The sequence below is a fragment of the Microcoleus sp. PH2017_35_SFW_U_B genome (assembly GCF_020737865.1).
Taxonomy (GTDB): Bacteria; Cyanobacteriota; Cyanobacteriia; order Cyanobacteriales; family Microcoleaceae; genus Microcoleus.
On the sequence record NZ_JAEQDE010000049.1, the window covers coordinates 37178 to 58724 of the forward strand.

Annotated in this window: 16 protein-coding genes; 7 read left to right on the plus strand and 9 right to left on the minus strand. The window is 43.8% G+C overall.

The window, feature by feature from the left end:
• Positions 1-11 precede the first annotated feature (11 nt).
• Complete coding sequence (hpsO, locus tag JGK36_RS14320; protein WP_293182622.1) at positions 12-1181, plus strand: hormogonium polysaccharide biosynthesis glycosyltransferase HpsO; 1170 nt, start codon at positions 12-14, stop codon at positions 1179-1181.
• Positions 1182-1326: 145 nt separating this feature from the next.
• On the opposite strand, the gene JGK36_RS14325 is transcribed toward hpsO, so the two are convergent.
• The 3 genes from JGK36_RS14325 to JGK36_RS14335 form a co-directional block, all read right to left on the minus strand.
• Positions 1327-1959, minus strand: coding sequence for a DUF3455 domain-containing protein (locus tag JGK36_RS14325; protein ID WP_293196726.1), 633 nt, complete (start codon positions 1957-1959; stop codon positions 1327-1329).
• 205 nt (positions 1960-2164) lie between these two features.
• On the minus strand, positions 2165-2797 hold the full coding sequence (locus tag JGK36_RS14330) for an RloB family protein (protein ID WP_293182618.1): 633 nt from the start codon (positions 2795-2797) through the stop codon (positions 2165-2167).
• Positions 2790-4076: an ATP/GTP-binding protein gene (locus JGK36_RS14335; RefSeq protein ID WP_293182616.1), complete on the minus strand. Its 1287-nt coding sequence runs from the start codon at positions 4074-4076 to the stop codon at positions 2790-2792. The genes JGK36_RS14330 and JGK36_RS14335 overlap by 8 nt, the downstream gene beginning before the upstream one ends.
• A 99-nt stretch (positions 4077-4175) precedes the next feature.
• On the opposite strand from JGK36_RS14335, the gene hpsP reads away from it, so the two are divergent.
• Positions 4176-5408, plus strand: a complete 1233-nt coding sequence (gene hpsP, locus JGK36_RS14340; RefSeq protein ID WP_293196727.1) for a hormogonium polysaccharide biosynthesis glycosyltransferase HpsP — start codon at positions 4176-4178, stop codon at positions 5406-5408.
• 103 nt (positions 5409-5511) lie between these two features.
• Here the strand turns inward: hpsP and JGK36_RS14345 are convergent, their stop codons facing one another.
• The 3 genes from JGK36_RS14345 to JGK36_RS14355 all read right to left on the minus strand — a co-directional run bounded on the left by JGK36_RS14345 (position 5512) and on the right by JGK36_RS14355 (position 8279).
• Complete coding sequence (locus JGK36_RS14345) at positions 5512-6069, minus strand: TerD family protein (RefSeq protein WP_293182612.1); 558 nt, start codon at positions 6067-6069, stop codon at positions 5512-5514.
• Positions 6070-6609: 540 nt separating this feature from the next.
• Positions 6610-7014 (minus strand): DUF4359 domain-containing protein, encoded by a 405-nt coding sequence (locus JGK36_RS14350; protein WP_293149171.1) that lies wholly within the window; start codon positions 7012-7014, stop codon positions 6610-6612.
• 299 nt (positions 7015-7313) lie between these two features.
• The gene (locus JGK36_RS14355) at positions 7314-8279 is read right to left on the minus strand and encodes a M48 family metallopeptidase (protein ID WP_293196728.1); all 966 of its coding nucleotides are present in this window, start codon (positions 8277-8279) and stop codon (positions 7314-7316) included.
• A gap of 227 nt (positions 8280-8506) precedes the next feature.
• Between JGK36_RS14355 and JGK36_RS14360 the strand changes: the two genes are divergently transcribed.
• Genes JGK36_RS14360 through JGK36_RS14370 form a run of 3 tightly spaced genes read left to right on the plus strand, consistent with a single transcriptional unit; the run spans position 8507 to position 9803 of the window.
• Positions 8507-9058: an acireductone dioxygenase gene (locus JGK36_RS14360; RefSeq protein WP_293182608.1), complete on the plus strand. Its 552-nt coding sequence runs from the start codon at positions 8507-8509 to the stop codon at positions 9056-9058.
• 2 nt (positions 9059-9060) lie between these two features.
• Positions 9061-9477: a XisH family protein gene (locus JGK36_RS14365; RefSeq protein WP_293182606.1), complete on the plus strand. Its 417-nt coding sequence runs from the start codon at positions 9061-9063 to the stop codon at positions 9475-9477.
• The gene (locus JGK36_RS14370; protein WP_293182604.1) at positions 9465-9803 is read left to right on the plus strand and encodes a XisI protein; all 339 of its coding nucleotides are present in this window, start codon (positions 9465-9467) and stop codon (positions 9801-9803) included. Before JGK36_RS14365 ends, JGK36_RS14370 begins: the two co-directional genes overlap by 13 nt.
• 130 nt (positions 9804-9933) lie before the next feature.
• Here the strand turns inward: JGK36_RS14370 and JGK36_RS14375 are convergent, their stop codons facing one another.
• Positions 9934-11556 (minus strand): NAD(P)/FAD-dependent oxidoreductase, encoded by a 1623-nt coding sequence (locus tag JGK36_RS14375; protein WP_293196729.1) that lies wholly within the window; start codon positions 11554-11556, stop codon positions 9934-9936.
• 275 nt (positions 11557-11831) lie between these two features.
• Between JGK36_RS14375 and JGK36_RS14380 the strand changes: the two genes are divergently transcribed.
• Positions 11832-12428 (plus strand): chorismate lyase, encoded by a 597-nt coding sequence (locus JGK36_RS14380; RefSeq protein ID WP_293196730.1) that lies wholly within the window; start codon positions 11832-11834, stop codon positions 12426-12428.
• A 408-nt stretch (positions 12429-12836) separates the two neighbouring features.
• Here the strand turns inward: JGK36_RS14380 and JGK36_RS14385 are convergent, their stop codons facing one another.
• The gene (locus tag JGK36_RS14385; protein ID WP_293196731.1) at positions 12837-14147 is read right to left on the minus strand and encodes a cytochrome P450; all 1311 of its coding nucleotides are present in this window, start codon (positions 14145-14147) and stop codon (positions 12837-12839) included.
• 290 nt (positions 14148-14437) lie between these two features.
• Complete coding sequence (locus JGK36_RS14390) at positions 14438-20704, minus strand: PAS domain S-box protein (protein ID WP_293182596.1); 6267 nt, start codon at positions 20702-20704, stop codon at positions 14438-14440.
• 151 nt (positions 20705-20855) lie between these two features.
• On the opposite strand from JGK36_RS14390, the gene JGK36_RS14395 reads away from it, so the two are divergent.
• Positions 20856-21065, plus strand: a complete 210-nt coding sequence (locus tag JGK36_RS14395; protein WP_293182595.1) for a hypothetical protein — start codon at positions 20856-20858, stop codon at positions 21063-21065.
• Positions 21066-21547 lie beyond the last annotated feature (482 nt).

Below are 21547 nucleotides of genomic sequence, written 5' to 3' on the forward strand. Positions count from 1 at the left end.
ATTCCCAATAAATGAGAATCCTCGTTGCCAGCCACACCTATATAGTTGACATAAATCGGGAAAAATTCAAAATATTAGCCAACCTAGAACCCGATATTGAAGTAACAATTGTAGTGCCACGACGCTGGAAACCCGGAGGCGTACAAAATAAAATCATCGAAACCGAATTTTATCAAGAAGACTCATTTAAAATAGTTCCCATCTCCAATTTTAGTCAAAACAATCAAGGCTTGCTAACATTTGGTACAGATATAATTAGACTTTTACAGAAATTCAAACCGCAGATTATCCAAGTCGAACAAGGTTCAAAATCCCTAGCCTACAGCCAATTAATTATACTCAATAAATTACTCAAACTCCAAGCCAAAAATATATTATTTACCTGGTGGAATCTATCCTATGAATTGAAATGGCCTATTTCCCTATTAGAAAATTGCAATCTTCAGAATACCGACGGAATTATTGCCGGCAATTTAGATGGCTCTAAAATTTTGCACCAGCGGGGCTACACAGGTGCAATGGCAGTAATGCCCCAACTTGGAGTAGATGAAAAATTGTTTGTGCCTGCTGCTAAAGATATTGAGTTATCTAGAAAATTTGGCATTAAACCAACAGATTTTGTGGTAGGATTTGTAGGGCGATTTGTCGAAGAAAAAGGACTGCTAACTTTAGCTGAAGCATTAGCAGGATTGAAACAACTTTCTTGGAAGTGGTTGTTAGTAGGACAAGGAAAATTGCGATCGCACTTGGAAGAAAAATGTAGAGAATGGGGCATCAGCGATCGAATAATCTGGGTAGAAAGCGTTTCCCATGAAGAAATTCCACCTTACATTAACTTAATGAACTGTTTGGTATTGCCCTCGCAAACCAGCTATAAATTCAAAACTTTGACTACCGTGGGCTGGAAAGAACAATTCGGTCATGTTTTAATTGAAGCGATGGCTTGTAAAATCCCGGTTATCGGTTCCGATTGCGGCGAAATTCCCCACGTTATCGGCGATGCGGGGTTAGTCTTCCCAGAGGGAAATGCAGGGATTTTGCGCGATTGTTTGCAGCAATTGATGGAAGCGCGGGATTTTGCTGTTGATTTGGGCGATCGGGGTTATCATAAAGTTATGACAAGTTATACAAATCAAGCCTTAGCTGAGCAGTTATTGGACTTTTACAAACAACTTTTGTAGCAGAAGATAGAAGTCGTAGGGTGTGTCGCCATGAAAAATTCCTAACTACATATCAACAATCTCATAGCGACGCACCTGGGTTATTCAAGGATTCGTGCAAATAAACCAAACGCTTCTTTTGCCGCAAAACCTTTTAACAAGCGTATTACTTATTGGCAGCAAAGAAGTAGTAATCTGCTGTGTAATCCACGCGGGTAGTGCTATTTTGTTTTGAAGAATCGCATCCGGTAGCTGGGGCTTTGCCACCTTTAGTATTGACGCGCTGGATATAGGTAACTTTGCTAAATAAACCGTTACCTTCATTGCTTTTGGCACTTAGTAGCACCCAAGGAATGGTAGTGCGATCGGGCGAATCTACACGTTCTTTTACTTCGCCAACGACTTTACTCTTGTCTTTAGTATACTCCCAAGTTGGGCCACCGTAATGTTTGCCAACTAATGCGCCACTTGCATTAAATAAATCAGCTTCCGGTGCTTTTAATGTCCATTCAAATTGAGTGCGATCGCCAGTTTTGGGTTGACACACGTAAATTTGCACGCCTTTGGCTGACACTTCGGAGATTAAAGCATTACCAGCAGGCACTTGTAGCTTTGCCGGCACGTCAGGAAGCTTTTTATTCGTGTCGCTGGGAGTGGGATTCTGTGCGACGGTTATGGCTGATGCTGTTGGCTGTAATGGCGATACTTCGGCGGTAGCGGCTGCATTGGTTGTCGGATAACCAATGGCGGCTAACATCGAAATGGCGATCGGCATAAATGAGAGAGATTGTTTAGCCATTTTTGATTCAACTCCTAAAGTTACTTAAAAATGAACAGTCATTTTTGGTATTCTGCATGATTAATCTTGCTCGATCGTATCACAACACCATTGGGTTAGCCCGATCAGATAAATTTTATCTCGCGTATGGGATACACAGACTCATGGGAAGAAGTCAAATTGTGCTAATACCAAGTATATTTAAGGTATATCGTGTCAAAATTCATCAACTCTTAGGAATAAAACTATTAAGTTCTTCCACTAGCAGATGCACTGTTGTTGAAGGATTATCACTTTCAGGATTAGGGCGATCGTATTCCATTAAAAGCCGTTTTGCGTGTTTAATCGCATCCTGTTGTTTGTTTTTCAGTTCCTCATAAATCGTTTCACTGTTTTTCTGATACTCGTATCCGAGCAACTTCGTCAACATATTTTGATAATCCTTGCGAGAAATTCCAGTATTATAAAAATGGAAGTGTAGTAAATACCAAAGTTCAAAAGCATCATTGGAGTACGCTACTTTAATGCCGTTATTTTTTGCAAGAGTCATAGCTGCATTAAAATTTTGCGCGTCGTTAGAATTTTTACCGTTAATATCGCGATCGAAGACACACCAAAATCGATCGCTTTCGTCGTATTCTGAGTCATTTTTTAACTCAATAGCTTTTTCTACTAAACTCCTCGTGTTTTTCCCTTCTCCCTTGATATCAAGCTTGATTACCTTTGTGTCTACCGCGAAACTTCTAAAATAGTTGGGTTCTGTTTTTTCACCTTCGCACACGATTAAAAACCATCTTCTATTTTTAACTTTTCTTTTAGAGTAATCAATAGTTCTTCTGGACGAACTTTTTTTAGGCATAGAGTTCACCTAGAAGTTCTTTGAAATTACCAACAAAAGGGATAGCACCATACTTTCCGATGATGTAATCGTGTTCAAATGAGGCATTTTTTCCTACTTTATACTCTACTAAAGAGTACAAATCAGTAGCGCCCTTATTGTCTTTCTCGGTAAACCATATTTGATCTCGGCGAAAAGTCTTGCTGCTAAGCAGATTTGTGTCATGTGTCGTGAATATAAGCTGTGCGTTGTGGGGATTAGTCTCGTTAGAATTGAATAAGCAGATTAATTCACGAGTAATCAACGGATGTAGTCGGGCATCAAGTTCATCTATGAATAAAATCTTTCCTGTCCTCAAAGTATCGAGAAGCAGCCCTGCTAATGCAAACAATTTGTTTGTTCCCTCAGACTCATGCTTTTCAATATCGAATATTTCTATAGCAGTCTGCTTACCGTCAGCATCATATTTCCGATGAACTGTTTTCACGGCTGGTTTGCTTTCAGAAATAGGATATAAACTACCGTAGGAATTACCATATAATGCTGTATTATTGGAAATAATAAATACAGGTTGATTTGTGATTTGGATATCAGCAATACCCAAGTCTAATTTTTTAATGAATTCAATAATATCATGCCTGTGGCGATCGTTCTCAAAAGACTCTAAAGTTTCCTTGCGGTATTGCCTATCTTGCAAGCCTGATATCAATTGCAAAGTTTTACTGAACCACAGCAGGATTTTGCCAGAAAGTTTACCATTAAATTGTGCAACAACAGAAAGAAATAAAGCATTATTTCTAGTTTTATCGCTAATACCTTGCCCTTCCGGGAAATCATCTAATATAAAGCTGTCAAAATCCCGTTCAAAAAGCATTGTTTCTGAATCTTCATCACTTTGAAACAACCACTCAGCAACAACCTGTTCAGAATTAATCTCAAAACCATATCTAAAATTTTTGCCTTCTAGCAAGAAAACTATTTCAAAGAATGATGGCTCTTTTTCTGTCTCTGTGCTTAGCCTGAATGCTTCAATATCGATCGCCTCTGAAACTTGCGTTTCTTTGGATGAGTTGAGAACAAACCACTTCATAAAGTTAACAGCAGCAACAAGATTGCTTTTGCCGCTGGCATTTGCTCCATAAATAGCAGCACTTTTTAGCAATTTTAATCTATGATTGATTTCAAATACATTATTTTCGTCAAGCTCTCGATCGTCCTCCGTAATTGACGAAGCTACCATGCTGAGTGTGACAGTTTCTTTAAAAGATTTGTAGTTGCCGACGCTGAATCCAATCAGCATAACTTGCCTCCGATCGCCTAAATTAGTATAAAGTGCAAATCTTGCAATTTTTTATATAATAACACAACCAGCTACCGCAATTAAGACCAAGGGCTAATCATGCGAATCCTTCAAATTATCCCCTCAATTTCCCTCGTCTACGGTGGCCCAAGTCAAATGGTATTGGGGCTTTCTGCCGCCCTCGCTTCCCAAGGTATTGATGTCACAATTATAACTACAGATTCTAACGGAGATATCGGTCAAGATCCTTTAGATGTGCCGTTAAATCTACCAATCAAACAAAACGGCTATGAGATTATTTATTTCCGCTGTTCTCCGTTTCGCAGATATAAGTTTTCTCTGAGTTTATTGCAGTGGTTGAATGAAAATGCGCGGCAATTTGACCTCGCTCACATTCACGCTTTGTTCTCGCCAGTAACTACTTTCGCCGCGACAATTGCCAGAGGGCACAAGTTACCGTATATTATCCGGCCCTGCGGTATGCTTGACCCCGCAGATTTGCAGAAGAAAAAGCTTTTAAAACAGGTTTATGCTACACTTTTAGAACGACCTAATTTAGCAGGTGCGGCAGCAATTCATTTCACTAGCAAGCAAGAAGCTAAAATTTCAGAAAGGTTTGGTTTGGATAGCACAGGCAAGATGCCTGTGCCACAAGATTGTTTACTATTAGATAGCACAGGCAAGATGTCTGTTCCAAAAGATTTGATAATTCCATTGGGGGTGACGGCAGATGCTTACCCTGAAATATTGCCTGATTCGGAAATACCAATCATCTTATTTATGTCGCGAATCGAACCTAAAAAAGGATTAGAATTGCTAATTACGGCACTGGAAAGTATTTTAGAAGATGGTCTAAAATTTAACTTTATTTTAGCAGGTTCTAATCCCCAAGATGCCGATTACGAAGCCAAAATTAAAGTCAAAATAAAAAAATCAATTTTAGAAAGATTTACTACAATAACGGGTTTTGTTAGCGGTGATTCAAAAGCTGAGATGTTGAGAAAAGCTGACTTATTTGTGTTGCCTTCTTATTACGAAAACTTTGGTATTGCCGTAGCAGAAGCGATGGCTGCGGGTGTACCTGTGGTTATTTCCGATCGCGTTTATATCTGGGATGACATTCAGCAAGCGGAGGCTGGGTGGGTGGTGCCTCTGGAGGTAGGGGCGATCGCCCGCGCGATCGAATCAGCCCTCCTCGCACCACAGGAAAGGCAGCGCAGGGGCTTTAACGGGCAAGCTTATGCTAAAAAATATTATAACTGGGAGGCGATCGCCCGAAAAACCATCGAAGCTTACCAGCACATTTTGTCATCTATTAACGAATCCGACTAAAATTTACCTTTTACTTCTTCTCCGGCGGCGAGTTTTTGTGCTGCTATCAGAATCTGTCGGCGATATTTTTTCATCGCTGCTTTGCAGTAATGTTATTGCTATTTCACCTACAATACTTGTCAACAAAACTCTTTAATCCAGCTTGATATCCTGCTCCTACCGCCTGAAATCTCCACTCTCCATTCTTTCTATACAAACGACCAAATTCTAGAGCCGTTTCTAGTGTAAAACTCTCTGTTAATTCATACCGGACAAGTTCGATTCCGGTATCCAAATTGACAATTTTGATGAAACTATTTCTGATATTCCTAAAACTTGCATTGATTTTATCTGCTTCGTGAATAGTCACAACAAAAGTTATTTCCACAATTTCAGGATTAACTTTTTCTAAGATAATGCCGTAAATAGTCTTATTTTCTTTAGCTGGGTTGTTTTCAGGAATCGATTGCAGTACCGAACCGTCAGAGGATTGCAGATTATTGTAAAAGATAAAAAAATTATCGTCAGGTAATTTGCCGTCCGAACCTAGCATAAATGCAGAGACATCAATGTCGTAGCTTTGTCCTGCCTCCGTTACCTGCCAACCGAGGGCGATCGCCATTTTTTTTAAATCCGGTGCTTCTTGAGAGAGATTAAATCTCTCACCCTTACTTAATTGCATAGCCATCTGCTTATTTGTCAAACATAAAAATTTATCTTATTTATTTTAATAGTAAGTGGGACGAGAAATTTTCGTGTTTAATAAAACTTAATATTTTTATAATATAGTAGTCTTCCCATCATTTGGATAATTTTTGTAGTTGCTCTTAAAGATCCAGGTTGCCCCGATAGATAGGTGGTAGGCACGCACCATCCACTACCGCTACCAATCTTCATCAATCATTTAGGATTGCTATAAATCTTTAATGATCGCAGATATCTTTTTGGCAAGATGTCTATTAAATTTAGGTACGTAGTTGCGCTTCAGCGCTCTTTTTGGATCTCGGAAAGAGCGCTGAAGCGCAACTACGTACCTGCTGCTAAAACTAGCATAATAAAATGCTAACTATTAATTATAGAATAGATTGTTTTTTGCAATAGGTCTAATAGTCTAATTTTAATTTCTCCCTACAAAGGTTCCGGCCTTAAACCAATTATTTCTAGTAAGTAAAAACCGGGTTCGATCGCAAGCCCGGTTTCTATAATTTAACTTAATTTGACATTACTTTTCAGCATTTGCCGAACTAGGTGGGAGGGTAACGAAATTGCCAAAAGCTCCAACCGTTTGATAGCTTTTTTTACCTAGTTGAGTTGTGTAAATGCTGACAACGCCAAAGTTCTGACGTTCCGTTGTATTGTCGAGCAAGTGTTCGATCGAGCCGCGCTGGGAAGTCAGGAAAGTCTCTGCAACGCCACTCAAAGCTTTGGGTACGCGGGAATCATTACGCACGGTGTTTTTAAACTCGGTTTCGAGCACGCCGGAAGCATAAGTTAGGTATTTATCTCTCGGAGGATTTGTAAAGGCCATTCCGGCGGCTAGCACGCTGAGGGCGATCGCAATTTTTCCGATATTCCCGAAAAAATTAGAAGTTGGTTTGTGAGTATTCATTGCTTTATCAATAATCATTTTTTTCTTGCCCCGATTGAGTTATAAGCTTATCTAGATTTAAACTACACCTTCTGAGAAACAGATTTCAGAAAAAAGAGGACAGTTTGTAGATTGGAGGCGAGTTGCAAATGCAGGCTATGGCTTTTGGGGACGATCGCACTCTAATATAATTCCGAGGTAGCGGGATGGGAGATCCGCAGCCTGTCTTCCTTTTACTTTCCTCCCTCCCCCAAATCCGGTAAATTTTCAAAGACTTACGCAAACAGTGGTTGAAGGCGCTAATGACAGCCGCAAGGTACTTGCGGCACATCCTCAACTTATTTTTGCTTAGATTTTTGTCGATCGATCTCCCGCTGCAACTCCTCAATCTGACGGCGCAAAGCCTCCGTCTCGCTGTTAGATGTTTGGGACTTCACATCAACCGCACCCTCAGCTACAGCCCGCTTGTAGTTACCCAGCTTAATTTGCCGGTATTCCTCGGAAGCCGCCCAATCTCGCAAATACCGCAGCCTTTCCACCGGGAAAGGGTGACTCAGCATCACGCCTTGGCCACCGTTGTAAAGTAAAAATTTATACACTTGGTTGAGATTGTCGCGATCGAGTTCTTGATAGTTGTCAGACTGGCGGATAAATTCTTGCAAACTGCATTGATCTGCATATTTACTGCTAACTCCCGCAAGTTTCATCATCGTCTTCATCACATTGTTCAAATCATCCGTCACCAACAAAGCTGCTCTATCTGCCGATAATTCAGCCTTCCGCCGCCACTCATAAAAAGCGAAAATTAAACCACTTCCGACAATATTTCCCAGCCCAAAAGTCATCTCGCCAATTGTTGATGCGATGCTCATCGCCCACATCGCCATTTGATTTAAAGTTGGATGCCCGCATTTGATGTGTCCCAACTCGTGAGCCAGGACTACTTTGATTTCTGACTCATCCAGCAAATCTAAAAGACCAGTGTTTAAAACTATATAGGGTTGATTTTTCCCGAGGGCATAGCTGTTAACAGCGGGATTCTGAGACACAAACAAACCCGGTTCTGGAAAAATATCTAAATCCTGCACGCACTCCCGAAATATATGATAAATGCTGGCATATTGGCGCGGGCCGACTTGTATGCTATTTCCCATTAGGTAAACGAATTGCGGTCGTTCGTAGACAAATTCTACAAATTTGCTGGCAATTAAGTCAAATCCAGGTACGCTGCGTAATGCGGTCTCGGCTTGGCGATCGAGGGGATGCTGAAAAGCTTCGCTAGAAATTCCAGTATAAGTAGGCATAGTTGTTGCAAAAGTTACATCTAAAATATCTCAGTGTTGCCGATCGCAGCGGTTGCTACCGGGCGCCTGACTTATCAATCTTATCGCGATAAATCTTCAACTCTTGTGGAACAGGCATCTTGCCTGAGAATGCTGCAAAATGTGAGTTAAAATTGTTTTTATTGTACAGGCGCGATCGACAAGCGTCTTTCGCTGTGTCTGTTAATCAAAAATAGGAACGTGCAAAAATGGCTATCCTGCGACTCGAAAACGGTAGAACCTATACTCAACTGAGCGATATTACCCGCGAACTTGCTCCTTTGAACATTCAACTCAATAGTTGGCCGGTGGGTGACAACCCAGAAATTCGGGAATTGCTGGCTCTCGATGCGATCGACGACAATCAAAAAGAGCAAGTGCTACAAGCCCTCGACGGCTACTTTCAGCAACTCAAGGAAAGCGCAGGCTATCAATCCCGCGACTTAATTGTACTACACCCAGACATTCCAAGCCTCGACACTCTGCTCTCCAAATTCGACAAGTGTCACATTCACGCTGACGATGAAGTCCGCTACATTGTAGCAGGAGAAGGAATTTTCGGTTTTGTGCGTCCCGACGGTAGTCAAGTAGAAGTGACTGTACAGCCCGAAGAATTTATCAACGTACCAGCGAATACGGAACACTGGTTTTATTTGACAGCAGCCCGGAAAGTTAAAGCTGTGCGCTATTTTACCACCACGGTCGGTTGGACACCGGAATATACGGATACTCAAATTCGATCGCAATTAGCTACTGTTTAAATATGCCAGCTAAAGATAAGTTTCACGAACTCGTCAAAACTGCCCTCGAAAATCAGGGTTGGACAATTACCGATGACCCTTATCATATCGATCTCGGATTTGTTGATTTTTATATCGATCTGGGTGCAGAACAGTTATTAGCAGCTACAAAGGATAATGAAAAAATTGCGATTGAAATCAAAACGTTTTTGGCACCATCGACGATTTCAGAGTTTCATACCGCAGTGGGACAATTTATCAACTATCGGATTGCATTAGAATTTGACGATCCAGAGAGAACTCTTTACCTGGCAATTCCATTAGGTATTCACAGAAAATTTTTCAAATACTCATTTATTCAAACGGTAATTGAACGCAATCAAATTCCACTTTTAGTTTACGACACCGAAAAACAGGAGATTTCTGAATGGATAAAGTAAGTTTGTATCGTCAATATATTCAGGAATTGCTAACTGAACGATCTCAGAGGCGATCGCCTCACGATCCAGTTTCCAGCGAGACAATTTTCGATTTAGTCAGCGATCGCTATCAACTGGTTCATGTGGGTTGGAAAGATAGTAACACTCGAATTTATGGCTGCATAATTCATGTAGACATTAAAGATGGGAAAATTTGGGTACAGCATGACGGAACTGAAGAGGCGATCGCCAATCAATTAATAGCACGAGGCGTCCCATCCCAGGAAATTGTGCTAGCCTATCATGCACCTCATGTCCGACAATACACCGAATTTGCAGTTGGTTGATCTGAGATGTTACATCAACAGCAACAGGGAAGATGCCTGTTCCACAAGAAATTTAATCTTTTTGGAACAGGCATCTTGCCTGTTCATAAAAGGCTAATTGACATTGTGCAAAATCTTAGTTAATCCTACCTCAAACTTTGTGCTTTAAAGATTGTAAAATACTCAAAGCAACCGCCTCCGCCACCTTAATCCCATCAATCCCCGCCGACAGAATTCCACCCGCATATCCCGCACCTTCCCCCGCAGGATAAAGCCCTTCAGTATTCAAACTCTGATAATCGTCTTTGCGCTTGATCCGAATTGGTGAAGAAGTCCGCGTTTCCACTCCAGTCAAAACCGCATCATCCATCGCAAATCCTTTAATTTGTTTGTCAAAAGCCGGAAGTGCTTCGCGGATGGCTACGATCGCAAAATCCGGCAAACTTTCGCTCAAATCAGTCATCACAACTCCGGGCGTATAAGAAGGCTGCACAGCGCCTAGGGCGATCGAAGGGCGATTCGCCAAAAAATCTCCCACAAGCTGCCCAGGGGCGTTGTAAGTGCCACCTCCTAACTCAAATGCCCGTTCTTCTAGGCGACGCTGAAACTCAATTCCCGCCAACGGATGACCCGGATAATCTTCCGGCGTGATACCCACCACAATCCCGCTGTTAGCATTGCGTTCGTTGCGAGAATATTGACTCATCCCATTCGTCACAAGTCGCCCCGGTTCCGACGCCGCCGCCACTACCAAACCGCCGGGACACATACAGAAACTGTAGACAGAACGACCATTTGCACAGTGGTGAACCAGTTTGTAATCGGCGGCACCTAAAAGCTTGTGGCCCGCCCGATCGCCAAAACGACAGCGATCGATCGCACTTTGGGGATGTTCCACCCGAAAACCAATCGAAAAAGGCTTAGCCTCAATGTAAACACCGCGCGAGAATAACATCTCAAAAGTATCGCGGGCGCTGTGTCCCACCGCCAGAACTACATAATTACTAGCAATATATTCTCCGCTGGCTGTAGTAATTCCCTGCACTTTGCCATTTTCGATATGAATATCTTCGACACGAGTTTGAAACCGAATCTCACCGCCTAAGGATTCAATTTGGGCGCGAATACTTTGGACAATTCCCACCAATTTAAACGTACCAATATGCGGCTTATTAATATATAAAATTTCCGGTGAAGCACCCGCATTCACAAGTTCTGTCAGCACCTTGCGCCCGTAATGCTGAGGGTCTTTAACTTGGCTGTAGAGCTTGCCATCCGAAAAAGTTCCCGCACCGCCTTCCCCAAACTGGGCGTTAGATTCTGGGTTGAATTCTATTTTTTTCTTCCAAAATCCAAAGGTGTCAGCCGTGCGATCGCGCACAGCTTTGCCACGTTCCAAAAGGATCGGGCGAAACCCCATTTGTGCCAGCATCAGCCCTGCAAACATACCGCACGGCCCCGTACCGATCACAATGGGCCGAACTGTCGTCAAATTGCTGGGGGCTTGGGCTACATAGCGATAACTCGTGTCTGGCGTCACCATGACATGAGGGTCTTTTTTGAAGCGTTGCAGAAGTTCGTTTTCCTGTGTTGTCTCGACATCCACAATATAGACAAGAACAATTTCGGCTTTTTTGCGAGCGTCGTAGCTGCGTTTGAAGATGGTATAGCTGAGCAATTCTGCGGGGGGAATTTGCAGCTTTTTGAGAAGGGCGCTGGCGATCGCATCTTCAGGATGATCGAGGGGAAGTTTTATTTCGGTTATTCGTAACATATAGGGCAAAGAAGTTCGGCAACGGATTGGGTAATGGATTTAACTGAGATGTTGTAACATTCTCAAAAACAGGCAAGATGCCTGTTCCACAAAAACTCAATTTTATTGTGGAACGGACCGGAGAGCCCGTAACATTCTCAAAACAGGCAAGATGCCTGTTCCACAAAAACTCAATTTTATTGTGGAACGGGCCGGAGAACCCGTTTCTAAACAGATTTAAACTGTAGATTGCAGAAGCGTTATAATAAACAAAAAATTAAGTTTTGTAAAGACCCTTGACTGCAACATTTACACCAAAAAACAGCCAAACCTGGCACGCTCTCAACCCCCTGTGGGAAGGAGCAGAAGACGCAGTACAGAAGGGTTTACCCCACACCAAGCTAGCACCGGCATGGCAAATACTGCTCCTCGGCGACGGTTCCCCCACCCGTCACCTGCAACTGCTGACAGGGGAACCCACAGAAGTAGATGTGATCGATATGTCCTTAGTGGGTGAGGATGCAGACGGCGCGCCGCCACAAATTGTCGCGGTTCCCGGGCCGCGCCTGCGCCGCCAAGTGTGGCTGCGGACTGCTTCGGGACAGCGCCTCGCCTACGCGACTTCTTGGTGGGAAGCGAGTCACGTAGATGAATATTTGGAAAATAAATCTTTGCCAATTTGGGCAAGTTTAGCGCGCCTGCGAACAGAATTGTATCGCGATGTGCAAGGCATTTATTGCGGTGAGTCGGTGGCCTTGGAGTCGGCTTTTCAAGAGTCGGGGCCTTTTTGGGGGCGACACTATTTGTTTTGGCATCACGGGAAGCCGCTGACGCTGATTTATGAGGTGTTTTCGCCTTATTTGACTAAGTATTTGGGGCCGATGGAGTTGTAATATTGTAGGCGATCGCAGGTGCATCTGGGTTTGTCAAATATATTTGTAGGGGCGAAGCATGACCGCGGTCAATATGAGATTATAACTAATAACTTATCTGCGGTCATGCTTCGCCCTCTTCAAAAACCAAATGCACCGGAGCGTGATGACTTTAGTCCTCGGATAGATGCGGACTAAAGTCCTCACGCTTGGGAGCATCTCAATTTTGCAAAAAGCATTTTTTTTATTATAGTGCGAGCGTCCCCGCTCGCGATTTGTAGCATACGCGAGCGGGGACGCTCGCACTATAAATGCAAAACTGAGATGCTCCCCTCACTACGAACCTGAATGCGGACTAAAGTCCTCACTACGAGCCTGAATGCGGACTGAAGTCCTCACTACGAACCTGAATGCGGACTGAAGTCCTCACTACGAACCTGCAATTTTTCGCCGCAACTTCACTCGCAAACCGTCACGCGGGTGTGGAGTCGGTACTCGGATTAAATTCAAATCTTGATCCGGTAACAAATCCCATTCGCACTCTCGAACCATCCTCGCCGCAAACAGTTTCATCTCTAACCGCGCGAATTCTTTCCCCAAACATTCCCGCAAACCGCCGCCGAAGGGCACGTAACTGAAAGGTTTAGCATTTGTCGATCGCTCCAAACTAAATCGATCGGGGTCAAAGCGATCGGGTTCGGGATAAACTGAGCTATCCTGATGGGTCTGATTGATTTCGTAAAGCACGCTCCAACCCTGGGGAATTTCGTAGCCGCCGAACTCGCAAGCCTGAATTACCTGACGAAAACCGCCTGCCACCGGCGGAACCAACCGCAGCACTTCTCGCATCACCTGCTCCAAATAAGTCATTTGTTTGAGCTGTTCCAAGTCTAGCGGTTCAGTTGCCGAAAACTGCTGTTGTTCCGCGCGAACTTTTGCCATCACATCGGGGTTTTGAGCTAGGAGAAGGCAAAAAGAGGCGATCGCCGAAGTCAAAGTCTCGTGTCCCGCAAACAACAGCAGCAGCACTTGATCTTTCAACTCCTCCAAACTCAAATTGTTTCCGTCATCGTCGCGAGCCGAAATCAGCAAACTCAAAGCATCATTCCCTTCTCCCATATCTTGTTGGCGATCGCGAATAATCTTTTCAAGTTCTGATAACAGTAACTTTCGGCACTTTTTCGCCTTTCCAAACTTAGTCCACGGCACATCTAAAGCAATCGAAAATAAACCCTCGCACCAAGTTTCAAAATAATGTCCCAGCGCCGTCTCCGAACCAGCATCAATCCCAACTAACAACTTACTAGCAACATCAAAAGTATAATTTCTCAGTTCGGGATACCACGCAAACTCGCTCATCTGCGTCCATCTTTCCAAGTAGCGCCCAGTGATATCTTCCATCCCGCCGATGTAGCCCGCCAGAGCTCGCGGTTGAAACGCTTGGTACAGCAGCTTGCGCCGATTTTGATGTTCCGAACCCGTTTGCAGCGCCAAGGAAAGCGGCCCTAAAAGCGCTTTCATGCTCGGAGGCCAACTCATAACAAAATATTGATTTTCATGGCTTAAAACAAACAAATTCGCCTCTGAGCCGGACACAAACACGGTAGGCTGTCCGAAGATGCTGGTTTTGAAAATTGGCCCGTACTGTTGGTGGCGTTTTTTGGCGAATTGAGCATCTTGTAAAAAGTTGAGGGTATCGCCAATTAGCGGTAAACCCAAATTGCCTGGAGGTAATGTCATTTCAGATTTCAGATTTCAGATTTTAGATTGTTCATATCATATTAACTGAATTTACGCAACTGTATAAAGGTACGTTGTTGCGCTTCAGCGCTTTTATACATATGAAAGAGCGGGTGCATCTGGCGCAAGGAAGAGGGCGAAGCATGACCGCATATAAGTTATTAGTTATCATCTCATATTCACCGAGGTCATGCTATAGCCCATACGGATATATTCGCCTTGCGCCAGATGCACCCGAAAGAGCGCTGAAGCGCAACTACGTACCTAAGAGTTAACCCTATAGAACCTATTTAATTTTCTCTTCTTTGAATCGGAATCTTGATCGTAAATTCAGTGCCTTTCCCCACCACAGAGAAACACTTGATTTCACCTTTGTGTTTTTCGACAATAATAGAATGAGAAATCGCCAAACCCATTCCCGTCCCCGAACCGATCGGTTTTGTAGTATAGAACGGATCAAATATCCGCTGCTTGACTTGATCGGTGATACCTGCACCGTTATCAGCAATTCTAATCGCAGCAAAATTACCTTCTACCTCTGTAGAAATGCGGATAATTGCTGAATTTGGAAGCGGTTCTTGTAAAGCGTCAATTGCATTCGCTATAATATTCATAAACACCTGATTCAATTGTCCGGCGTAACACTCTACCAGCGGCAATTGTCCGTATTCTTTAACGACTTGAATTGCTGGGCGATGGTACTCCGTACCCGCTGCGCTAACGGGCTGAACTTTCAGACGGTGTTCTAAAATCATCAACGTGCTGTCGATGCCTTCGTGAATGTTAACTTTTTTCATTTCAGATTCATCAAGGCGAGAGAAATTTCGCAAACTCCGCACGATATCTCGGATGCGAGTTGCTCCCACCTGCATCGAAGACAGCATTTTTGGCAAGTCGTCTAACAAGAAATCTAGCTCTAATGCCTCTACTTCCTCCTGAATAGCTGCGGTCGGTTCCGGGTATTCATCTCGATACATTTGCAGCAGTTTCATCAGGTTTGTGGTGTATTCTTCTGTGTAGGTAAGATTGCCAAAAATAAAGCTGACTGGGTTATTGATTTCGTGGGCAATTCCTGCTACCATCTGACCGAGACTCGACATTTTTTCTGCTTGCACGAGCTGGGTTTGAGCAAGCTTAAGTTCGCACAGAGTTGCTTCTAGTTGGGCAGTTTGTTCTCGCGCCATTCGGGCTGAATCGACGCTTTGGGTGTAGAGTTCGGATTGGCTGATGGCGATCGACAATTGATCGCCAATTGCCGATAGCAAATCCACTTCGTCTTGTGTCCACCTCCGCATCTCGCGACAAGCCACGCAGTCTACAACACCAATTAAACCCCCTGCACTATTGACTGGCAAATCCAACATAGATTTGTAACCCAGCTGCAAAAAGAACTCTCTTTCTATGGGATCGCTCCAAATTGAAACATCATCTATCTGGCAGATTTCCGATTTGGCTATTTTTTGTACCAGAGTCCCCGTTAGGTTAGCAGGATAATAACCCACAAGCGAGACCAAGTCATCATTTTTAGCTTCGTGGACGACATCCCAAGCGGGTATCTCGACATCGGATACATACCAAATAAACAAGCAGCGATCGAGTTGCAGCAAGTCGCGAATTTGGTGCACAGTTGTTGCTAATATAGTATCTAAATCGAGAGAAGCGCGGATTTGACTGCCTAACTGGTTGAGCAATTTTTGCTTCATGGCTGCTGATGAAGCTTCGGCGGCGACGAGGCGAGATGTTTCGTAAAGTTCGGCTTGATTAATGGCGATCGCCAATTGATTGCCCACAGCCACTAACAGTTCCACTTCCTCATCGCTCCAACACCGGATGCTGCTAGAAGCGCTACAGCAAATTACCCCTATTTTACCTGAAGATGTCTGAATGGGAATGTCCAGCATAGACTGTAATCCTATACACATGAAAAAATTCCGCTCTACTGGATCGGTAACATTTTTAAAATCATCCACCCGAATTATTTCAATATTGGCAATTCGCTCGGCTTTAGAACCAGTCAAGTTAGCCGGAAATACACCCAGCAAGGAAGGTAGTTCATCATTTTTTGCCTCGTATTCTACATTCCAAAATGCTGATGTTTCGTTGGTTATATACCAGATAAATATGCACCGTTCGAGCAGCAGCAATTCACGTATTTGCTGCACAGTTGTGGCCAAAATAGTGTCTAAATCCAGAGATTTGCGGATATTGCTAGCTAGTTGGTTGAGCAGCGCTTCCTGCTCTGCTAATTTGCGGAATCTCGCTTCCGACTCTTGCAACTGTCTTTGAGCTTCTTTTTGTTTCGTTACGTCCAAACCCAAACCGATTAAGCCGATCGCATTACCGCAATCATCTTTGACCTGAGTTTTAATTATCTCCAACTGGTGGTATTCACCGTCAACCAACTGGAGCAATTCTTCAGAATAACAGGGAGGATCTTGGCTCCAGGCTTGTGCATCTGATACCATGCAGTTAGCAGATGCTTCTAATCCAAAAACTTCGGAATAGTGAGAGGCTGCTAAGAACTTCTCTTCGGGAATAGCTACATCTTCGCAGAAAGTTTTGTTGGCTAATAACATCCGCCCGCTAGCATTTGCCATCCACACCCAGATGGGAGCATTGTCAATAATTCCCCTCAAAGTTTGCTTTTGGGCGGCGAGAGCAAGTTCTGTTTGTTTGCGCTTGATTCCCAGGGCGATCGAATCGGCAATTGACGCAAAAGAAATCAGTGTAGATTCCGTCAACTCCTGGCGAGCAAACATGGCGATTACTCCCACCAACTGATTGTCAACAATCAACGGATATCCAGCAAAAGCCACCATTCCTTCTCGTTTCGCCCATTCTTTGTCGCTGACTCGGGCATCTTCTTGCACAGAATTAGTGAGGTGAGGTTGTCGATCCCGGGCGATTAAACCAATCTTGAACTCGCCGACCGCAATGCGGCTGTGAGCGCCGTCAATGTGAGTATAAATCCCCGCACTTGCTTGCAATTCCAAGACATTTCCCTCTTCATTGAGCGTCCAAATCCGAGCAAACGCAGCATCCAGATGGCGCACAACTGCATCGGTACATTTTTGCAAAGTTGCAGGTAAAGTGCGGTTTTCAGTCAGAGCAATTCCCACATCTGCTGTGAATGAAGAAAGTTTCAATTGTTCTGCTAAAGCTTGTTCTGCGAATTTGCGATCTGTAACGTCGGCAGCAACACCGAGACGCTGCTGGATTTTGCCCGACTCTGTTCTGCTAAATACAATATCGCGACTGACTAACCAGCGCCAACTATTTTGTCTGTCGAGCACCCGATATTCGTACTCAACCACCTCGCCGTCGGGAGCATTTTCTATTTGCTGGATATATGTGGGAAATTTAGCTAAATCTTCAGGGTGGATAATTGTCGGCAACAGATTGCTGCCCATTTCTTGAACTTCTGCCACTGTATAGCCCAGGAGGTCGGTGATTTCGCGGTTGGCATACACATTTCGCTGCTCGATTTCGTCGTAAACATAGAGAATATTCGGACTGGTATTGGCAATGCGCTCAACAAAGTGCTGACTAGCTTGCAGCGCTGCTTCTGCAAGTTTTCGAGCCGTAATGTCGGTGGAATTACCAATAATTCGGTAGATGCTGCCAGAGGTATCGTGCAGGGGCGTCAGAGTTACGATAAACCAATTTTCTACACCTGCCAATTCGGCGCTATTTTCGTAAGAAATCGAGCTGTCTGCGGCCAAACAATCGAGGTATCTTTGCCGAAAATTTGCTGCTACTGCTGGGGGAAACACTTCTTCGGGAGTTTTGCCTTTGACATCAGCACTCAAAATGCCTGTAGATGCTTCTGTAGCTGCATTCCAGCCTGCATAGCGGAACTCTCCGGCGGCGACATCTACCACGAAAATAACTTGATTCGATCCGTTATAGATGCTGTTTAAAAATTCTTCTTGTTCGCGCAATTGTGCTTCGGCTTGTTTGCGTTTTGTAATGTCGGTAGCACTTCCCACAATGCGACAAATTTTCCCAAATTCGTCTCGCAGCGGAGTCAGAGTTGTGATAAAGCAGACTTCTTGAGTCTCAAGACTAACAGATTCTTCGTAAGAAAGAGAGCTATTTTTTAGCAGGCATTCTCTTAATTTCTGCCGGAAAAACGCTGCCGTAGATGCTGGGAAAAGTTCTTCTGGAGTTTTGCCGCATCCTTCCTCCTTGCTGATGTTACTGAGTAACTCTGCTGCTCGATTCCAGCCGGCGTAGCGAAATTCTTCGTCTGCGCCGACATCTAGTACGAAAATACTGTAGTTCACACTGTCGTAGATGCTGCTCAGAAATTCTTTTTGCTGCCACATTTCTGCCTCGGCGCGGCGGGCTGGGGTAATGTCGGAGTGGATGCCAACCCACTCGCGAACGCTGCCATCTGCATTCAATACGGGTATACCGCGCACGGTCATATACCTGTACTCGCCGTCGTGCCGCAGCAAGCGGTGTTCTATTGCGAATAAGGTGCGATCGGCAAGTGCCTCAGACCACATCCTGGCAGTATATTCTCTGTCGTCGGGATGGATGTTATTGAGCCACCCCCATCCTTTAATTTCGTCGTAAGTCGCTCCCGTAAATGCACTCCATCCTGTTTGTTCGGCGACAACTTCGCCTGCGGCGGTAGTATCCCAAATAATTTGGGAGGTGGCTTCAGTTAAACACCGATATTTTTGCTCGCTTTCTTGGAGAGCTTTTTCGGCTTGTTTGCGATCGCCAATATCAGAAATAGTGCCAATCATTCTCACCGGAGCATTATTTTCATCTCTTTCTACGACTTTCCCCCGCGCCAAAATCCATTTAAATTCGCCGGATTTAGCTAACATTCTATGCTCAACAGCATAGCCATTTTCTGGATTTTCCAAATAGGCATTTAATTTCTGGTTCAATACCAGTAAATCGTCGGGATAAACTAGCTGTGACAAACCGATCGCATTTGCTTGTAGTTCGTCTGGTTCGTAGCCCAACAAAGCACTGTACTCGTGGTTGCAATACATTTCGTCAGTAACTATATTCCAATCCCACATTCCGCTGTCGGAACCCCAAAGAGCTAGCTGCAACCGCTCTTCGCTGCGCCGCAGGGCGGCTTCTACCTGTTTGCGATCGCTAATATCGCGAGCAACTCCCACCACGCCCGTGATGTTTCCAGAGCGATCGCGCAAAGGGCTTTTGGTAGAAAGAAATGTCAGGATGTTGCCCTCACTATCTTTTACTAATTCTTCGATGCTTTCCTCAATCCCAGATTGCCAGATCCGGCGGTCATTTTCCGCCAGCATATTCGCAATCTCCAGCGGAAATAATTCGGCATCATTTTTGCCAAAAATTTCTGATTTTGGCTTGCCAATCATGCCCGCAACCGTAGAATTGACCAATAGGTAGCGGCCCTGAATATCTTTGACAAAAATGCTGTCGCCTGTACTTTCGATGACGTTTTCAAAGAGGATGTTACTTTCTTGTAGTGCTGCTTCTATTGCTTTCCGATCGCTGATGTCGCGTGATATACCAATGATGCCGATCGCATTTCCTTCCGAGTCGTACCAAGGGCATTTTGCTGTCAGAAATGTTTGCATTTGTCCATTTATATGGAGATTTTCTTCCTGATTGAAATGTATTCTTGATGCTAGAATTTCGATGTCTGAATCTATCATTCTTTTGGCTATTTCAGCGGGAAATAATTCTGTATCGTCTTTGCCTATAATTGCCTCAATAGGTTTTTCAAAAAAATTAGCTAGGGCAGAATTTCCGATCGCGTAGCGGCCTTGAATATCCTTGACAAAAATGACATCCGGCGTGCTTTCAATCACGGAACGCAAGATTGAATTGCTGTGCTGGAGCGACTCTTGGGCGAGTTTGCGATCGGTAACGTCGCGGGCGACAGCATAGATCAATTCTTCTTCGCAGAAAGGGCTAGCAGTCCAGGCTATCCACTTGTAAGACCCCTCGCGACACAGCCAGCGGTTTTCAAACCCAACGATATTATTCCCCGCAGCAATCCTTTCAGCTTGTTTTAGAGTAGTTTCGCGATCGCCTGGATGGACGAATTCAATGAAGAGTTTGCCCACCATTTCGGCTGGGGAATAGCCGAGGATTTTTTCGGCTGCTGGGTTGATGTGCTTAATATAACCGTCAAAAGCAACTACGCAGAGCATATCTGGCGACAGGCTAAAAAATCGATCGCCCTGGTTGAACTTGCTGGATTGGCGATCGTTATAGGCCCAGACAGCAGAGGCGTGCGATCGCGCGGACACCACCAACATGACAATATTGGCTACAGCCAAACATCCCAGGGCGAGTTGGCTCTTGCACAAACCATCGCCTCCGCCTGTTACCAGCAACCCGTTTAATACAAGCAGTACCACACTCGCAACTGAGAATACACTGCCTGAGGCGATCGTCGCAAGGCTGATTGTTTGTTCATACTGCATACTGCATTCTGCCTTCTGTCTGCTGGTGACTGCTGCCGTTAATTTTATCAATAATAGTTGCAGGAATTTAAACAATTTAGTGTTTTGTGATTCTTCTATATGAACTAGATCTTTCATTTTTTTGAATAAGTTTAATTTTTGATGAGTTAAGACTTAAAAACAACTCTAAAGATGTTAAAATACTTTCAACAGTTGACAGTTGACAGTTGACAGTTGACAGTTGACTATTTGAGAGCTACCTCTACCCTTAAGTCCGAGGATTGGAGTAATGAATAGTCTGATTTTAATTTCTCCCGAGCAGGCTTGGGGCTTTCAACCAATTCTTTCGGGTAAATTTTTTCTAGCTGGCGAAATCAAGCATTGGCATTTTTTCCTTATTTTATGCAACACAACCATAAAATTAAGTGTATTTACGGAATTAGCGAGTAATATTTTTTTAGCTGCGGTGCGGCTTTTATCATTTTTTGTAAGGGCATAAAGGGTTTATCTTTAATAATGGACTAGATATTGCTGTTGGTCATTGGACATTTGGCCTAATCTAGCTAGTCCAGCACGCAAAATTTAATTATCTAGAGTGCGCCTGAAGCACATTACCGCGTAAGAGTATCGTGTCAAACCACTTTTTGCGTAAGTTATGACCCGGTTTGATGTACTAAAATACTGCGGGGAACTCTCTGACTGCTGGTTGAAAAACCCGGACTCTCCGTCAAATTCAACCAAATTTCATACTACCTATTAATTGTGAAGTTAAAATGAAGATCGACTGTTGATTTATGAAAAAAAAATAAAAAGATGTTGGTAGGAGTTGTTAGTTAAACTCCTATGTTCCCGGGTAATTGGGAATTGGGAATGGATCCGTTGTACTTCGCGAGTGTTGCAAATTGCTATAACCGGACATTCTCCATACCGAAGGCAGAATCCAGTGTTAAGTGTTTAATTTGGATTTTGATTTTTTTAACT